A 16,192-nucleotide genomic window follows, 5' to 3' on the forward strand; every position below is an offset into this window, starting at 1 on the left:
TCATGCGCCCGCGTCCCACGGCGCCCTCACGCCTGACAGGAAAGCACCACCCGGACCATGGCCTTTCTCTTCGCCCAGTTCCTGACGGGTCTCGCCAATGCGGCGGCCCTGTTCCTCGTCGCCTCCGGGCTGTCGCTGATCTTCGGCGTGACCCGGATCGTCAACTTCGCGCATGGCTCGTTCTACATGCTCGGCGCCTTCATCGGCATCTACCTGATGGAAATCCTTCCCGGCGCGGTGGGCTTCTGGGGGGCCATCGTGCTCACCGGCCTCGCGGTCGGCCTGATCGGGGCCGTCGTCGAGATGGTGGTGCTGCGCCCGATCTACCGCGCCCCCGAGCTGTTCCAGCTCGTCGCCACATTCGGCGTGATCCTCGTCATTCAGGACCTCGCGCTGATGATCTGGGGCGCCGAGGACCGGCTCGGGCCGCGCGCGCCGGGCCTGCGCGGCGTCTGGCGCATCTTCGGCGAGCCGGTGCCCAAGTACGACATCATCCTGATCGCCATCACCCCCTTCATCCTCTTCGCGCTCTGGTATCTCATCACCAAGACGCGCCTCGGCGTGCTGGTGCGCGCCGCCACGCAGGACCGCGAGATGGTCGGCGCGCTCGGCGTCAACCAGGCCTGGCTCTTCACCGGCGTCTTCGCCCTCGGCTCGGCGCTCGCCGGTTGGGGCGGCGCGCTGCAGCTGCCCAAGGGCGGCGCCGATCTCCTGATGGACTTCAACATCATCGGCGCGGTCTTCGTGGTGGTGGTGATCGGCGGCATGGGTTCCCTGCCCGGCGCCTTCATCGCCTCGGTGCTGATCTCGGTCCTGAACGTCTTCGGCGTCACCTACCTGCCGCAATCGACGCTGGTGCTGATGTTCGTGGTCATGGCCGTGGTGCTGATTATCCGCCCCTACGGCCTCTTGGGCCGGGAAGAAGTCGCCGGCGAGCACGGACAGGTCGGCGCACCCGAGACGCCGATCCGCCCCTACGGCCCCGTGGGTCAGGCGCTGGTCGCGGCGCTGATGCTGGTGCTCGCGCTGCTGCCGCTCTTCGCCGACCAGTTCATGCTGATCCTGACCATCGACATGGTGATCTTCGCGCTCTTCGCCGCCTCGCTGCATTTCATCCTCGGCTCCGGCGGGCTGGTGAGCTTCGGCCACGCCGCCTTCTTCGGCGGCGGCGCCTATGCGGCGGCGCTGCTGGTGTTCCACACCGACACGCCGATGGAGCTGGCCTTCCTCTTCGCGCCGCTGGCCGCGGGCCTGTTGGCGCTCGGCATCGGCTGGTTCTGCATCCGCCTCACCGGGGTCTATTTCGCCATGCTGACACTGGCCTTCAGCCAGCTGGTCTGGAGCCTTGCCTTCCAGTGGCGCGCGGTGACGCGCGGCGATGACGGTCTGGTCAACATCTGGCCGGCCGAGTGGCTTTCGGGCACCGAAACCTACTACTATTTCGCCCTGATCCTCGGGGTGGGCGGCATCCTCTTCCTGCGCCACGTCATCCACTCGCCCTTCGGCTACGCGCTGCGCGCCGGGCGCGACAGCCCGCGTCAGGCCGAAGCCACCGGCATCGACGTCAAGCGCGTGCAGTTCGTGGCCTTCGCCCTCGCCGGCGCCATGGCCGGTCTGGCGGGCGGCATCTTCGTCTTCGCCAAGGGCTCGGTCTTCCCCACCGAGCTCGAGATTGCCAAGAGCTTCGACGCGCTGATCGTGGTCTTCCTCGGCGGTGTGAAGACGCTGGCCGGCGGGGTCGTCGGCGCGAGCTTCATGACCGTGGTCGAGGACTGGCTGACCCGGCTCGAATACTGGCGCCTGCTGCTGGGTCTGGTGATCATCGCGGTGGTGATCCTGATGCCCGAGGGCATCGTCGGCACCCTGCGCACGCTCTGGCGCCGCATCCGCAACACCGATGAGGAGAGGGTCTGATGTCCGAGATCCTGCGAGTCGAGAACCTCAAGAAGAGCTATGACGGCTTTGTCGCGGTCAACGGCGTGTCCTTCAGCGTCGCCAAGGGCGAGCTGAAGGCGCTGATCGGCCCCAACGGCGCCGGCAAGTCGACCTGCTTCAACATGCTGATGGGTCAGCTCAAACCGACCGAGGGCGAGGTGTTTTTCGAGGGCGAGCGGATCACCGGCCACAAGCCCCGCGACATCTGGCGCCGGGGCGTCGGGCGGACCTTCCAGATCACCGGCACCTACCAGTCGATGACGGTGATCGAGAACGTGCAGATGGCGCTGATGAGCCATCACTGCAGGATCTTCTCCTTCGGCGCCCGGGCGTGGAAGCTCTACCGCGAGGAGGCGTTCGAGTTCCTCGAGACCGTGGCGATGCAGGATCAGGCCGACCGACCCTGCTCGATCCTCGCCTATGGCGATCTCAAGCGGCTCGAGCTGGCCATCGCGCTCTGCCACCGGCCGCGCCTGCTGCTGATGGACGAGCCCACCGCCGGCATGGCCCCGAGCGCACGGGTCGCGCTGATGCAGCTGGTGGCCGACATCGTGCGCGACCAGGGCGTCTCGGTGCTGTTCACCGAGCACGACATGGACGTGGTCTTCGCCCATTCCCATCACATCATGGTGCTGAACCGCGGCGAGCTGATCGCCGATGGCGACGCCACCGCCGTGCGCAACAACCCGCAGGTCCAAGAGGTCTATCTGGGCGGCGGGACGCTCTTCATGGAGGAGACCCATGCTTAGCGTCGAGCGCATCCACAGCTATTACGGCAAGGCCCACATCCTCAACGACCTGAGCTTCGAGGTGCGGCGCGGCGAGGTGGTGGCGCTTCTGGGGCGCAACGGCGCCGGCAAGTCCACCACGATGAAATCGGTGATGCAGCTTGTCCGCCCGCGGCAGGGACAGGTGGTGTTTCAGGGCGAAAACCTCATCGGCCAGCCGGCCTTCCGCGTCGCCAAGCAGGGCATCGGCTACGTGCCAGAGGACCGGCGCATCTTCACCGACCTCACGGTGGTCGAGAACCTCGAGGTCGGGCGCCAGCCGCGGCGTCAGGACGCGCCGCACTGGACCGTCGAGCAGCTCTTCGAGATCTTCCCCAACCTCTCCGAGCGCCGCGCCAACCGCGGCAAGCATATGTCGGGCGGCGAGCAGCAGATGCTGACCATCGCGCGCACGCTGATGGGCAACCCCTCGCTGCTGTTGCTCGACGAGCCGTCCGAGGGCATCGCGCCGGTGATCGTCGAGCAGATGGCCGCGACGATCCTGAAGCTGAAGGCCGAGGGGCTGACGGTGATGATTTCCGAGCAAAACCTGCACTTCGCCCGCGCCGTGGCCGACCGGGCCATCATCATCGAGGGCGGCGAAAAGAAGTTCGACGGCAGTTTCAAGGAGTTGGAGGAGCACCCCGAGATCCGCGACGCTTATCTTTCCGTCTGAGATACAAGCGCCTATACTGCACTGCAGCATACTTGCCAAAGGGGCGCCTCGTCCAACGGACCGTGCGCGCGAGAGGAGACCGCAGCCCGTGGAAGACACGCCGAAAGCCCGCACCAGTGCCGAACATGGCTACCTGCTCGACGAACAGATCGGGTTCCTGCTCCGCAAGGCCTACCAGCGCAACTCGACCATCTTCGCCGAGCGCGTGCCGGGCAAACTGACGCCCACGCAGTTCTCGGTGATGCACCGGCTGGCCGAGGACGGCCCGACCTCGCAGAACCTGCTGGGGCGCTCGGTGGCGATGGACGGGGCGACGACCAAGGGCGTGGTCGACCGGCTGATCGCGCGCGGCCTGCTGAAGACCGAAGCCGACCCGGTGGACCGCCGCCGCCACCTCGTCTCGCTCACCGCCGAGGGCGTGGCGCTGATCGACGACGCTGTCGATGCCGCCATCGCGGTAAGCGCCGAGACGCTGACCCCCCTGCGCGAGCGCGAGAAGGAGACGCTGCTGCGCCTGCTCAAGAAGCTCGGCGGGGAGTGAGGGGCGAGACCTACTCAAGGACCCGCCCGGCCCCCGATCTCCCGGAGAGCCCTGGCGCGCCGCGACGGCCTCAGCGCCAGTCCAGAACCACCTTGCCCGAGCGCCCGCTGCGCATGATCTCGAACCCCTCGCGGAAGTCCTGTGCGGCGAAGCGGTGGGTGATGACGCGGCGCACATCGAGCCCGTTCTCCAGCATCGCGATCATCTTGTACCACGTCTCGAAGATCTCGCGGCCATAGATGCCCTTCAGCGTGATCGCCTTGAACACAATGCGCGACCAGTCGACCGGGCTCTTGCCCGGCGGAATGCCAAGCAGCGCGATGCGCCCGCCCATCACGAGGCTTTCGACCATCTGGTCGAGCGCCGCCTGATTGCCCGACATCTCGAGCCCGACATCGAAGCCCTGCTTCATCTTCAGCCGCGCCGCCACGTCGCGCAGATCCTCCTGCGCCACGTTGACCGGCACCACGTCGGTCACCTGTGCCGCAAGCTCGAGCCGCGCCGGGTTCACATCGGTGATGACCACGTGCCGCGCGCCCACGTGCCGGGCCACCGCCGCCGCCATGATGCCGATGGGGCCGGCGCCGGTAATGAGCACGTCCTCGCCCACCAGATCATAGCTCAGCGCCGTGTGCACCGCGTTGCCGAGCGGGTCGAGAATCGCGCCGATCTCGTCATCGACGGCGTCGGGCAGCGGCACCACGTTGAAGGCCGGAAGGCGCAGGTACTCGGCGAAGGCGCCCTGCTCGTTGACGCCGATCCCGCGCGTCTCGGGATCGAGATGAAAGCGCCCGGCGCGGCTCTGCCGGCTTTGCCGCCCGATCAGGTGCCCCTCGCCCGAGCAGCGCTGGCCGATCTCGAGGCCGGTCACGTCGCCGCCCAGCTCGACGATCTCGCCGGCGAACTCGTGGCCGGTGATCAGCGGCACCGGCACGGTGCGCTGCGCCCACTCGTCCCAGTTCCAGATATGAATGTCGGTGCCGCAGATGCCGGTCTTGTTGATGCGGATCAGCACGTCGTCATGGCCGATCTCGGGGACCGGCGCCTCGACCCGCCAGAGCCCGGTCTCGGGCTTCGATTTCTCCAGTGCGATCATCTGGTTGGTCATGTCAGCACCCCCGTGTCGCGGCCGGCCTGTTCAAACGCGGCGAGCGCCTCGTCGAGATCCGCGCGGGTCAGCGCGGCGTTCATCTGGGTGCGGATGCGGGCACGGCCCTTGGGCACCACAGGAAAGAAGAAGCCCGAGACATAGACGCCCAGCTCGTAGAGCCGCTGCGCCATCGCCTGCGCCTTGCGGGCATCGTAAAGCATCACCGGGATGATCGGATGCTCGCCCTCGAGCAGGTCGAAGCCCAAGTCGGTCAGGCCCTTGCGCCAGTAGCGGGCGTTCTCGAAGAGCTGCGCGCGCAGATCGTCGCCCTGCTCGACCAGATCGAGCGCCTTGAGCCCGGCGGCCACCACCGCTGGCGGCAGCGCGTTGGAGAAGAGATAGGGCCGCGCGCGCTGGCGCAGCAGGTCGATCACCGGCTGCGGCCCGGCGATATAGCCGCCAAGCGCGCCGCCGAGCGCCTTGCCAAGCGTGCCGGTGAGGAGGTCGGCGCGAACCCCGCAATGGGCCGGCGTGCCCTCCCCCTTCGGCCCCATGAAGCCCGTGGCGTGGCAATCATCGACCATCAGCAGCGCGTCGTAGCGGTCGGCCAGTGTGCGGATCTCGGCCAGCTTGGCGAGGTAGCCGTCCATCGAGAACACCCCGTCGGTGGCGATCATGATGTGGCGCGCGCCATCCGCCCGCGCCGCCTTCAGCTGCGCCTCGAGATCGGCCATGTCGGAATTGGCGTAGCGGTAGCGTTTGGCCTTGCACAGCCGGATGCCGTCGATGATCGATGCGTGGTTCAGCGCGTCCGAGATCACCGCGTCCTCCGGCCCCAGAAGCGGCTCGAAGAGCGCGCCGTTGGCGTCGAAACAGGCGGCGAAGAGGATGCTGTCCTCCGTGCCGAGGAAGGCCGCCAGCCGCTGCTCGAGCTCGCGGTGCAGATCCTGCGTGCCGCAGATGAAGCGCACCGAGGCCATGCCGTAGCCGTGATCGCGCATCGCCCCGGTCGCCGCCTCGACCAGCGCCGGATGATCGGCGAGCCCGAGGTAGTTGTTGGCGCAGAGATTGATCAGCTCGCGCCCGTCGACCCCCACGCGGGTGCCCTGAGGCGAGGTGATCAGTCGCTCGGTCTTCATCAGGCCATCGGCCTCGATGCCGGCGAGCGTATCGCGCATGTGGCTGAGAAAAGCATCGGACATGAGGGCACTCCCTGGATTGGATTGCGCCCACCTTCCGGCATTGCGGATTTCAGGTCAATATAAAAGATACGCTATCACGGATCATTGTCCGTTATTGCGTCACATGTCCCGCCGCTATGGTGTTTCCACGATCAGGAAGCAGCGGGCGCCCTGCTCGCCGGCGCGGATCGCGTGCGGGACGTCGGCCGCGTAGCGCGCCGTGTCGCCCGGCGCGAGGGTCTCCTGCGCGTCGCCGGAAACCACGCTGAGCGCACCCTCCAGCACCGTCAGATGCTCGCGCGCGCCCTGCCCGTGCGGCTCGCTCTCGAGCGCGCCACCGGGATCGAAGCGGATGTCGTAGATCTCGTAGATGCCCACCTTCTCCGGCTCGGAGAGGATGGTGATGTGGCAGCCCTTGCCGTGGCCGGTGATCGTCGGCGCCTGCGCGGCGCGGATCACCTCGATGCCGCGTGCGGGCTGGCCGAGGTCCAGCAGCCCGGCGAAATCCACCTGCAGCGCGCGGGTGAGGTTCCACAGCGTCGCCACGGTCGGGTTGCTCTCGCCCCGCTCGATCTGGCTGACCATCGAGCGGCTCACGCCCGACAGCTTCGCCACCGCGTCGAGCGACAGGCCACGGGCCTGCCGCGCGTCTTTCAGCCGTCCGGGAATGCGGCCGAGCACCGCCTCTGCATCATGATCCGTCATGACGGATGGCATGGCGCAAGGCGGCGCTGGCGTCAACGGTGTCGGCCGCCTCAGGAGAGGCGGCTGACCACGATGGTGACTTCCGGCTTTTTGCCGATCTCGTTCTGGGCGGTGTTTCGCACGATGCGGCGCATCCCCTCCTCGATCTTGTCGTCATCGGTGAGGGTCTTCTCGCCGGCACGGCCAAGGAACTGGCTCAGGTCCTCTTCCAGCACCTCGACCAGGGAGGCGTTCGAGCGCCCGGTCTCGGGCAGGCCCTTCAGCTCGCACCACGGCTCGCCCAGCGGCTCGTCATCCTCGTCGAGGATCACCGTCACGACGACATGGCCGTTCAGCGCCATGCGAATGCGGTCGCGCACGATGCCGTCCATCGCACCGATCTGCACCGAGCCGTCGAGATAGGTGCGGCCCGCGTCGATCCACTCGGCCACGGTCGGCTCGTTGCCGCTCAGGTCGATCATCATGCCGTTGACCGCCAGCACGCCGGCCCGGCCCTTGGCCTCGGCGAGTTTGACGTGCTCGCGCAGGTGGCGGTGCTCGCCATGCATGGGGATCACCATCTGCGGCGACACGATGTCGTGCAGCCGCTCGAGATCCGGCCGGTTGGCGTGGCCCGAGACGTGATACCGGCCGGCGCTGTCATCGACCACGTCGACGCCTTTCTCCGACAGGTTGTTCATGATCCGGATAACTTCTTTCTCGTTGCCCGGGATGGTCTTGGAGGAGAACAGGAACATGTCGCCCTCCTTCAGCTCGATGCCGTTATACTTCCCGCGCGACAGCTGCGCGCTGGCGGCGCGGCGCTCGCCCTGGCTGCCGGTGACGAGCAGCATGACGTTCTCGCGCGGGATCTGAACGGCATCCTCAGGCCCGATCACCGGCGGGAAATCGGTCAGCACGCCGGTCTCGATGGCGGCCTCGATCATCCGCCGCATGGCGCGACCCAGCAGGCAGATCGAACGGCCCGCCTTGGCGCCGGCCTCGGCCAGCGTCTTCACCCGCGCCACGTTGGAGGCGAAGGTGGTGGCGACCACCATGTTGGGCGCGCTCGCGACCAGCTCGGTGATGTTCGGGCCAAGCTCGAACTCCGAGCGCCCCGGATTGGGCGAGAACACGTTGGTCGAGTCGCAGATCAGCGCCTTGACGCCGCCGGCCGAAACCTCGGCGAAGAGCTCGGGATCGAAGGCCTCCCCGACGATCGGGGTCGGGTCGAGCTTGAAGTCGCCGGAATGGATCAGCCGCCCGCCGGGCGTGTCGATGACCAGCGCGGAGCTTTCCGGGATCGAGTGCGAGATCGGCAGGAAGCCGACCTTGAACGGCCCCGCCTCGACGGTCTCGGGCCATTTCGAGCAGGTCTGAACCGTGTCCTCGGAATAGCCGTACTCGGCCAGCTTCTGGCGCGCGAGGTTGGCGGTAAAGGCGCGGGCATGGATCCGCACGCCGAGCCGCTCGAAGAGATGGCCCACGGCGCCGATATGGTCCTCGTGGGCGTGGGTGATGAACACCGCCTCGATGCGGTCGCGGTTCTGCTCGAGCCAGGAGATGTCGGCGAAGATGATGTCGACGCCGGGGCTGCTGTCCATGTCGGGGAAGGCCACGCCGAGATCGACTACGATCAGCCGTTCCTTGCCCGGTTCGCCATATCCGTAGACATAGCAGTTCATGCCGATCTCGCCGGCGCCCCCCAGCGGGAGGTAGATAATACGGTCTTTGCTCATGCAGTTGCCTGCCTTTTGTTGTAGCTGTGTATGACGGTCAGACCATGCATGGTGAGTTCATCAACCCACTCGTCGAACAGGTCCTCGGATTGCTGGAAGAGAGGCGCCAGCCCGCCTGTCGAGATGACGCGCATCGGCCGCTCGCGTTCGGCCTTGATGCGGTCGCAAATTTCACGGACGAGGCCGACATAGCCCCAGAACACGCCCGATTGCATACAGGCCACCGTGTTCGTCCCCACCACGCTCTGCGGCTTGGTGATGTCCACATGCGGCAATGCCGCGGCGGCCTGGTGCAGGGCCTCGAGGCTGAGGTTCACGCCCGGCGCGATCACGCCGCCCACGTAAGCCCCGTCATGCGCGACCACGTCGAAGGTGGTGGCGGTGCCGAAGTCCACCACGATCAGGTCGCCCCCATAAAGATTGTATCCCGCCACCGTGTTTACAAGACGATCCGGCCCCACCGCGGTGCCGGCATCGACGCGCACGTCCACCGGCAGCAGGCAGTCGGGCTTGCCGACCACATAGGGCCGCGTGTTGAAATAGCGATCGGCGAGGACGCGCAGGTTGAACACCACCCGCGGCACCGTCGAGGAGATGATCATGTCGGTGATGTCGGCCTCGATCCCCTGGAACTCCATCAGGGTCGAGAGCCAGACGTAATACTGGTCGGCGGTGCGCTGGTGCTCTGTCGAAGTGCGCCAGGTGGCAAGGAAACGCGCGCCGTCCCAGATCGAGAAAACGGTGTTGGTGTTGCCGCAGTCGATGGCCAGAAGCATCGGCGCCCCCCTCAGAAAAACACGTCCGCCGCGGCGATCGCCTGCCGCCCGGCGCTGGTCTTCAACACCAGATTGCCGCCGGCGTCCACGGTCTCGAAGGTGCCGGTGATCTCGGCGGTGCCGGTGCGCGCGGTGATCACCTCGCCCAGACGCGCGGCCCGCGCCAGCCAGGCCTCCCGCAGCGGCGCGAAGCCATAGGTCACGAAGCGTGCCTCGTGCTCGGCATAGGCGCTGGCCAGCAGCTCGAGAAACGCCTCGGGCTCCACGTGAACCCCGGTCTCCGACAGCAGCGACACGGGCCGCAGCGCCCCGGGCTCGACCTCCTCGGCGCCGGGCGCGGCCACGAGGTTGACCCCGATGCCGATCGCCAGATGCGCCACGCCGCGGCGCTGGCCAAGGCTCTCGAGCAGGATGCCCGCCACCTTGCCGCCATTGAGCAGCACGTCGTTGGGCCATTTCAGTGCCAGCCCGTCGACGCGGCCGGTGGCCGCCGAGAAGGCATCGAACAGCGCCAGAGAGGCCACGAAGCTGCGCAGCGCCACCTGCTGCGGCGCCTCGCGCGGCATGGTCAGGAGTGTCGCGGCGAAATTGCCCTCGGGGTTGGCCCAGGCCCGCCCGCGCCGTCCGCGCGCGGCGGTCTGGTTCAGGGCGCAGATCCATTCCGGCCCCGCCAACGTCCCAGCCAGCCGCGCCGCCTCGGCATTGGTGCTGTCGATCTCCGCCAGCACCCGCTTGCCGTATCCCGCCGGCCAGCTCACGCCCGCGCTCCCTTGCGTTTCTTCTGGCCCGAAATATCCCCGCCGGAGGCAGACGCGCCGCAGGCGCCGCTAAAAAAGCGACGCGCCACTGGCGCGTCACCGTTTGCAGGGATCCGGCGCTGCGGCTCAGTTGACAAGCGTCGCCGCCGCGGCTGCCGCGGCGCCTTCGACGCCGAACAGGTTCACCACCCCTGCCACCATCAGGAAGGCCGAGACCATCAGGCAACCCCAGAGCACCGGCGAGCCGCCGGTGTCCAGCGCCTCTTCGCGCTCTTCGCCGAAATACATGAAGAAGACGATGCGCAGGTAGTAGTAGGCGCTGATCACCGAGGCGATCACGCCGGCCACCGCCAGCCAGGCCAGCCCGCCGCCATAGGCGGCCTGCAGCACGTAGAGCTTGCCGAAGAAGCCCACCAGCGGCGGCACCCCTGCGAGCGAGAACAGCAGCACCAGCATCGCCAACGCCTTGCCCGGCTCGCGCTTGGAGTACATCCCCAGCGCGCCGATATCGGTCACCGGCTGGCCCTCGCGGCTGAGCGACAGGATGAAGGCGAAGGTGCCGACGTTCATGGTGACGTAGATCGCCATGTAGACCAGCATCGCCTGCACGCCGAACGCGGTGCCCGCGGCAAGGCCCATCAGGGCAAAGCCCATATGCGTGATCGAGGAATAGGCCATCAGGCGCTTGATGTTGCGCTGGCCGATGGCGGCGATGGCGCCGAGGAACATCGACAGCAGCGACAGCAGCGCGACGACCTGGCTCCAGTCGGCGATGGCGCCGCCGAAGGCGTCGAACAGCAGCCGGGCGAAGAGACCCATGGCCGCGACCTTGGGCGCGGTGGCGAAGAACGCGGTGACCGGGGTCGGCGAGCCTTCGTAGACGTCCGGCGTCCACATGTGGAACGGCACCGCCGAGACCTTGAAGGCCAGCCCCGAGATCATCAGCACCAGCCCGATCAGCAGGCCGAGCGACATGTGCCCCTCGGTGGCCGCCGCGATCACGCCCGAGAACAGCGTGGTGCCGGCGAAGCCATAGACCAGCGAGGCCCCGTAGAGCAGCAGGCCCGAGCTCAGCGCGCCGAGCACGAAGTATTTCAGGCCGGCCTCGGTCGAGCGCTCGCTGTCGCGGCGCAGCGAGGCGACCACGTAGAGCGCCAGCGATTGCAGCTCGAGCCCCATGTAGAGCGTCATCAGGTCCCCGGCGGAGACCATGACCATCATGCCGACGACCGAAAGCAGCACCAGCACAGGGTACTCGAAGCGCAGCAGGCCGTGGCGCGACATGTAGCCTTCCGACATCAGCAGCACGACCGCCGCCGACAGCAGGATCGCCACCTTGGCGAAGCGCGCGAAGGCGTCGTCGGTGAACATGCCCCAGAACGCCGTCTGGTCCTGCCCGCCGGTGGTGCCGATCCAGATCGCCATGAGCAGCATCACTGCGGCGCTGGCCCAGACCAGCACCGGGGCGAGCTTGTCCTTGCCGGTATAGACCGCGCCGATCAGCGCCAGCATGGCAAAGACCGCCAGAACGATCTCCGGGAGGATGATGTTGAGATCAGCCGAGATCATGCCCCGCCCCCTTAGTGGTTCGCTTCGGCCATCGTCGGCCCGCCAAGATCGGCGGCCGCGACGGCGGTGTCATAATTGTCCACGAGCGCCTCGACCGAGGGCCCGATGATGTCCAGCGCCGCCGCCGGGTAGACCCCGAGCCAGAGCGTCATGACCACCAGCGGCGCAAAGATCCACTTCTCGCGCTTGGTCATGTCCTGGATGGTGCGCAGGCTCTCCTTGATCAGGTCGCCCAGCACCACGCGGCGGTAGAGCCAGAGCGCGTAGGCGGCCGAGAAGATCACCCCGGACGCCGCCACGGCAGCGACCCAGGTGTTGACCTGGAAGATGCCCATAAGCGTCAGGAATTCGCCCACGAAGCCCGAGGTCCCCGGCAGGCCGACATTGGCCATGGTGAAGAGCATGAAGATCAGCGCGTAGGCCGGCATCCGGTTCACCAGACCGCCATAGGCGTCGATGTCGCGGGTGTGCATCCGGTCGTAGATCACGCCCACGCAGAGGAACAGCGCGCCAGAGATGAAGCCATGGCTCAGCATCTGGAAGATGGCGCCGTCGACGCCCTGCTGGTTGGCCGCGAAGATGCCCATGGTCACGTAGCCCATATGCGCCACCGACGAATAGGCGATGAGCTTCTTCATATCGTCCTGCACCAGCGCCACGAGCGAGGTGTAGACGATGGCGATGGCCGACATCCAGAACACCAGCGGCGCCATCACCTCGGAGCCCACCGGGAACATCGGTAGCGAGAAGCGCAGGAAGCCGTAGCCGCCCATCTTCAGCAGGATCGCCGCCAGCACGACCGAGCCCGCGGTGGGCGCCTGCACGTGCGCATCCGGTAGCCAGGTGTGCACCGGCCACATCGGCATCTTCACCGCGAAGCTGGCGAAGAAGGCGAGCCAGAGCATGGTCTGCAGGCCACCGACGATATGGATGCCCAGCACCTCAAAATCGGCAAAGGCGAACTCGTGCGCCAAGAGCGTCGGGATGTCGGTGCTGCCGGCATCGGCATACATCGCCACCATCGCAACCAGCATCAGCACCGAGCCGAGGAAGGTGTAGAGGAAGAACTTGAAGCTGGCATAGATGCGGTTCTTGCCGCCCCAGATGCCGATGATCAGGAACATCGGGATCAGGCCCGCCTCGAAGAACAGGTAGAACAGCACCAGATCGAGCGCCATGAACACGCCAAGCATCAGCGTCTCGAGCAGCAGGAAGGCGATCATGTATTCCTTCACCCGCAGCTTGACGTCCCAGCTTGCGAGGATGGTCAGCGGCATCATGAAGGTGGTGAGCATGACGAACAGCACCGAGATGCCGTCGACGCCCATCTTGTAGTTCATCCCCATGATCCAGCTGCCCTCTTCCACCATCTGGAAGTCGGTGTTCGAGGCGTCGAACTGGAACAGGATGAACAGGGAGATCAGGAAGGTCGCCGAGCTGGCGATCATCGCCAGCCACTTGGCGTTGCGATCGGCAGCCGCATCCCCGCCGCGCAGGAACAGCGCCAGGATCAGCGCCGCCAGCGCGGGCAGGAAGGTGACGATGGACAGCAGGTTATCCATTAGTGTGCCCCTCCGAGGATCGACATCCAGGTCACCAGGATCGCGATCCCGATCACCATGGCAAAGGCGTAGGTGAAGATGTAGCCGGACTGCGCGCGTCCCGCGAGTTTGGTCAGGAAGGGGATGATCCCCATGGCGACGCCGTTGATGGTGCCGTCGATGACGTTGCCGTCGCCGCGCTTCCAGAAGAACCGGCCCACCGCCTTGGCGGGGCGGACGAACAGGAAGTCGTAGGCCTCGTCGAAATACCACTTGTTCAGCAGGAACAGGTAGAGCGGACGCTGGTTCTCGGCGAGCTTGCGCGGCAGTGTCGGGTTCACGATGTAGAACCAGTAGGCCACCACGAAGCCCAGAACCATGGCGATGAAGGGCGCGAGCTTGACCCAGACCGGGGCATGGTGCGCATCGTCCATCACCGTGTTGTCGGGCGACATGTAGATCGCGCCATACTCGAGCCCGGCGGCGGCGTGCGCCGTCTCGCCCTCTTCGCCATGCGCCTCGTCGGCGGCCACGGTCTCTTCGGCCTGGGGCGCTTGGCCCGCAGCCTCGCCGTCAGGAGCGGCCTCAGTTGCGGCGCCCTCCTCGTCGGCGACCACGGCGGCGGTCTCGTCACCTTCGGTGCCTTGAGCGGCGGTCTCACCTTCCGCGACGACGCCCTCTGCGGGCGCGGTCTCGTCGGCGGTGCCGGTCTCGGCCCCCTCCTGATCGGCGACCACGGCAGCGGTCTCGTCGCCCTCGGTCTCCTGTCCAATCGCTTCGGCTTCGGTGTCAGCGTCTTCTTCAGGCGCGGCCTCGTCCGTGGTGACGGCCTCGGCGGTCTCGGTGCCATGCTCGTCGCCGTGGCCACCCTCGGAGGCCTCGGCGTGATGCGCGGGCATTCCGAAGAAGCTCAGCACCTTGTCGTGGTCGCCGAAGAAGGACTTGTAGAACACCATGCCCGAGAACACCGCCCCGATGGCCAGAACGCCAAGCGGGATCAGCATGACCTTAGGGCTCTCATGGGCGTGCTCGTGGGTGTGCTTGTCGCCCCGGGCCTTGCCGAAGAAGGTCAGGAAGATCAGGCGCCAGCTGTAGAAGCTGGTGAACAGCGCCGCGATGACCAGCATCCAGAAGGCGTAGCCCCCGGCGGTGCCGGCCCAGGCGCTCTCGATGATGGCGTCCTTGGAGACGAAGCCCGCGAAGCCGAACCAGCCGGTGAGCGGGATGCCGACACCGGTGATGGCCAGCGTGCCGATCATCATCGCCCAGAAGGTCATCGGGATCTTGGTCCGGAGCGCGCCGTAATTGCGCATGTCCTGCTCGTGGTGCATGGCGTGGATCACCGAACCCGCCCCGAGGAACAGCATCGCCTTGAAGAAGGCGTGGGTCAGCAGGTGGAACATCGCCACCGAGTAGACGCCGACGCCCGCCGCCACAAACATGTAGCCGAGCTGCGAACAGGTCGAATAGGCGATGACGCGCTTGATGTCGTTCTGCACGAGGCCGACGGTGGCTGCAAAGAACGCCGTGGTCGCGCCGAGGAAGGTGATGAAGGCGGTGGCTTGCGGCGCGAACTCCATCAGCGGCGACATGCGGCAGACGAGGAACACGCCCGCGGTCACCATGGTGGCGGCGTGGATCAGCGCCGAAACCGGCGTCGGGCCTTCCATCGCGTCGGGCAGCCAGGTGTGCAGCAGAAGCTGCGCCGATTTGCCCATCGCGCCGATGAACAGCAGGAAGGCGATCAGGTTGGCCGCGTTCCAGTCGCGCCACAGGAAGTGGAGCTGGGTCTCGGCGATGTTCGGCACCTCGTTGAAGATGACGTCGAACTGGATGCTGTCGGTCAGGTAGAACAGCCCGAAGATCCCCAGCGCGAAACCGAAATCGCCCACCCGGTTGACCACGAAGGCCTTCATCGCGGCGGCGTTGGCCGAGGGTTTCTTGTAGTAGAAGCCGATCAGCAGGTACGAAGCCAGGCCCACGCCCTCCCAGCCGAAGAACATCTGCACGAGGTTGTCGGCGGTCACCAGCGCCAGCATCGCGAAGGTGAAGAGCGAGAGATAGGCGAAGAAGCGCGCCTTGTAGGGCGTGTGCTCGAACTGCGGGTCATGCGCCATGTAGCCGAAGCTGTAGAGGTGCACGAGCGCCGAGACCGTGGTCACCACGATCAGCATGATCGCGGTCAGTCGGTCGACGCGGATCGCCCAGTCGGTCGAGAGCGTGCCGCTCTCGATGAAGCGGAACAGCGTGACGGTGTGCGCCTCGCCCAGCGTCAGAAACACGATCCACGACAGCAGGCAGGCCAGGAACAGCAGGCCGGTGGTGGTCCACATCGCGGCGGTCTCGCCGATGATCTTCCAGCCGAAGCCACCGATGATGGCGCCCACGAGCGGCGCGAAGAGGATGATCGTCTCCATCTCGCTTTAGCCTTTCATCACGTTGACGTCTTCCACGGCGATCGTGCCGCGGTTGCGGAAGAAGCAGACGAGGATCGCGAGGCCGATCGCCGCCTCGGCGGCGGCCACGGTCAGCACAAAGAGCGTGAAGACCTGACCCGCGAGATCGCCAAGATGCGCCGAGAAGGCCACGAAGTTGATGTTCACCGAGAGCAGGATAAGCTCGATGCTCATCAGCAGGATGATGACGTTCTTCCGGTTCAGGAAGATCCCGAAGATGCCGGTGACGAACAGCACCGCCGCCACTGTGAGGTAATGCTCGACTCCGATCATGTGCGCTCTCCGTTCCGGCGCCGCGTCTGGCGCGCCCCGAGGACGACGGGAACGAAGATTCCCGCGAAAAAGATGGCTATCCAACTGGCTACGCTCATCGCTGTCCCTCTTCCGCCCCTTTTTGCGGAGCATTTGTCTTGCGTCGGGCCCGCGGGCCCCGTTCTGGTCGCTCGCCCGCGCGGGCGAGACGGACGGCGGCGCTTACA

At 66.6% G+C, this 16,192-nt stretch carries 14 protein-coding genes; 4 read left to right on the forward strand and 10 right to left on the reverse strand.

Annotated features, from left to right (window positions below; translation table 11 throughout):
- Positions 1-57 precede the first annotated feature (57 nt).
- From LCM15_RS14615 to LCM15_RS14630, 4 genes are all read left to right on the forward strand, one after another.
- Entirely contained in the window at positions 58-1,914 is a 1,857-nt protein-coding gene (locus tag LCM15_RS14615; protein WP_224857643.1) for an ABC transporter permease, read from the forward strand.
- On the forward strand, positions 1,914-2,684 hold the full coding sequence (locus LCM15_RS14620) for an ABC transporter ATP-binding protein (RefSeq protein WP_224857645.1): 771 nt from the start codon (positions 1,914-1,916) through the stop codon (positions 2,682-2,684). The genes LCM15_RS14615 and LCM15_RS14620 overlap by 1 nt, the downstream gene beginning before the upstream one ends.
- On the forward strand, positions 2,677-3,378 hold the full coding sequence (locus LCM15_RS14625) for an ABC transporter ATP-binding protein (RefSeq protein ID WP_224857646.1): 702 nt from the start codon (positions 2,677-2,679) through the stop codon (positions 3,376-3,378). The genes LCM15_RS14620 and LCM15_RS14625 overlap by 8 nt, the downstream gene beginning before the upstream one ends.
- Before the next feature lie 88 nt (positions 3,379-3,466).
- Positions 3,467-3,919: a MarR family winged helix-turn-helix transcriptional regulator gene (locus tag LCM15_RS14630; RefSeq protein WP_224857648.1), complete on the forward strand. Its 453-nt coding sequence runs from the start codon at positions 3,467-3,469 to the stop codon at positions 3,917-3,919.
- 70 nt (positions 3,920-3,989) lie between these two features.
- Here the strand turns inward: LCM15_RS14630 and tdh are convergent, their stop codons facing one another.
- The 10 genes from tdh to nuoK form a co-directional block, all read right to left on the reverse strand.
- Entirely contained in the window at positions 3,990-5,027 is a 1,038-nt protein-coding gene (gene tdh / locus LCM15_RS14635; protein WP_224857650.1) for an L-threonine 3-dehydrogenase, read from the reverse strand.
- Positions 5,024-6,211 carry a glycine C-acetyltransferase gene (locus LCM15_RS14640; RefSeq protein WP_224857652.1) on the reverse strand — a complete coding sequence of 396 codons (1,188 nt, stop codon included), beginning with the start codon at positions 6,209-6,211 and terminating at the stop codon, positions 5,024-5,026. Before LCM15_RS14640 ends, tdh begins: the two co-directional genes overlap by 4 nt.
- Before the next feature lie 114 nt (positions 6,212-6,325).
- A complete protein-coding gene (locus LCM15_RS14645) occupies positions 6,326-6,895 on the reverse strand; it encodes a helix-turn-helix domain-containing protein (protein ID WP_224857654.1) in 570 nt (189 codons plus the stop codon).
- Between the two features lie 50 nt (positions 6,896-6,945).
- The gene (locus LCM15_RS14650) at positions 6,946-8,613 is read right to left on the reverse strand and encodes a ribonuclease J (RefSeq protein ID WP_224857656.1); all 1,668 of its coding nucleotides are present in this window, start codon (positions 8,611-8,613) and stop codon (positions 6,946-6,948) included.
- Complete coding sequence (locus tag LCM15_RS14655; protein WP_224857658.1) at positions 8,610-9,389, reverse strand: type III pantothenate kinase; 780 nt, start codon at positions 9,387-9,389, stop codon at positions 8,610-8,612. The genes LCM15_RS14650 and LCM15_RS14655 overlap by 4 nt, the downstream gene beginning before the upstream one ends.
- 11 nt (positions 9,390-9,400) lie before the next feature.
- On the reverse strand, positions 9,401-10,147 hold the full coding sequence (locus LCM15_RS14660) for a biotin--[acetyl-CoA-carboxylase] ligase (protein WP_224857660.1): 747 nt from the start codon (positions 10,145-10,147) through the stop codon (positions 9,401-9,403).
- Positions 10,148-10,273: 126 nt separating this feature from the next.
- Positions 10,274-11,716: an NADH-quinone oxidoreductase subunit NuoN gene (gene nuoN / locus LCM15_RS14665; RefSeq protein ID WP_224857663.1), complete on the reverse strand. Its 1,443-nt coding sequence runs from the start codon at positions 11,714-11,716 to the stop codon at positions 10,274-10,276.
- Positions 11,717-11,727: 11 nt separating this feature from the next.
- Positions 11,728-13,278, reverse strand: a complete 1,551-nt coding sequence (locus tag LCM15_RS14670) for an NADH-quinone oxidoreductase subunit M (RefSeq protein ID WP_224857665.1) — start codon at positions 13,276-13,278, stop codon at positions 11,728-11,730.
- Entirely contained in the window at positions 13,278-15,674 is a 2,397-nt protein-coding gene (nuoL, locus tag LCM15_RS14675; RefSeq protein ID WP_224857667.1) for an NADH-quinone oxidoreductase subunit L, read from the reverse strand. Before nuoL ends, LCM15_RS14670 begins: the two co-directional genes overlap by 1 nt.
- Positions 15,675-15,680: 6 nt before the next feature.
- The gene (nuoK, locus tag LCM15_RS14680; protein WP_224857669.1) at positions 15,681-15,986 is read right to left on the reverse strand and encodes an NADH-quinone oxidoreductase subunit NuoK; all 306 of its coding nucleotides are present in this window, start codon (positions 15,984-15,986) and stop codon (positions 15,681-15,683) included.
- Positions 15,987-16,192 lie beyond the last annotated feature (206 nt).

It is taken from the genome of Salipiger bermudensis (assembly GCF_020171625.1).
Taxonomy (GTDB): Bacteria; Pseudomonadota; Alphaproteobacteria; order Rhodobacterales; family Rhodobacteraceae; genus Salipiger; species Salipiger bermudensis_B.

Excerpts from the sequence above, each read along its gene's own strand:
- LCM15_RS14640 (WP_224857652.1), bottom strand. The coding sequence starts at position 6,211 with ATGTCCGATGCTTTTCTCAGCCACATGCGCGATACGCTCGCCGGCATC.
- LCM15_RS14620 (WP_224857645.1), top strand. The coding sequence starts at position 1,914 with ATGTCCGAGATCCTGCGAGTCGAGAACCTCAAGAAGAGCTATGACGGC.
- LCM15_RS14655 (WP_224857658.1), bottom strand. The coding sequence starts at position 9,389 with ATGCTTCTGGCCATCGACTGCGGCAACACCAACACCGTTTTCTCGATC.
- LCM15_RS14625 (WP_224857646.1), top strand. The coding sequence starts at position 2,677 with ATGCTTAGCGTCGAGCGCATCCACAGCTATTACGGCAAGGCCCACATC.
- LCM15_RS14670 (WP_224857665.1), bottom strand. The coding sequence starts at position 13,278 with ATGGATAACCTGCTGTCCATCGTCACCTTCCTGCCCGCGCTGGCGGCG.
- tdh (WP_224857650.1), bottom strand. The coding sequence starts at position 5,027 with ATGACCAACCAGATGATCGCACTGGAGAAATCGAAGCCCGAGACCGGG.
- LCM15_RS14645 (WP_224857654.1), bottom strand. The coding sequence starts at position 6,895 with ATGACGGATCATGATGCAGAGGCGGTGCTCGGCCGCATTCCCGGACGG.
- nuoL (WP_224857667.1), bottom strand. The coding sequence starts at position 15,674 with ATGGAGACGATCATCCTCTTCGCGCCGCTCGTGGGCGCCATCATCGGT.
- nuoN (WP_224857663.1), bottom strand. The coding sequence starts at position 11,716 with ATGATCTCGGCTGATCTCAACATCATCCTCCCGGAGATCGTTCTGGCG.
- LCM15_RS14650 (WP_224857656.1), bottom strand. The coding sequence starts at position 8,613 with ATGAGCAAAGACCGTATTATCTACCTCCCGCTGGGGGGCGCCGGCGAG.
- LCM15_RS14615 (WP_224857643.1), top strand. The coding sequence starts at position 58 with ATGGCCTTTCTCTTCGCCCAGTTCCTGACGGGTCTCGCCAATGCGGCG.
- nuoK (WP_224857669.1), bottom strand. The coding sequence starts at position 15,986 with ATGATCGGAGTCGAGCATTACCTCACAGTGGCGGCGGTGCTGTTCGTC.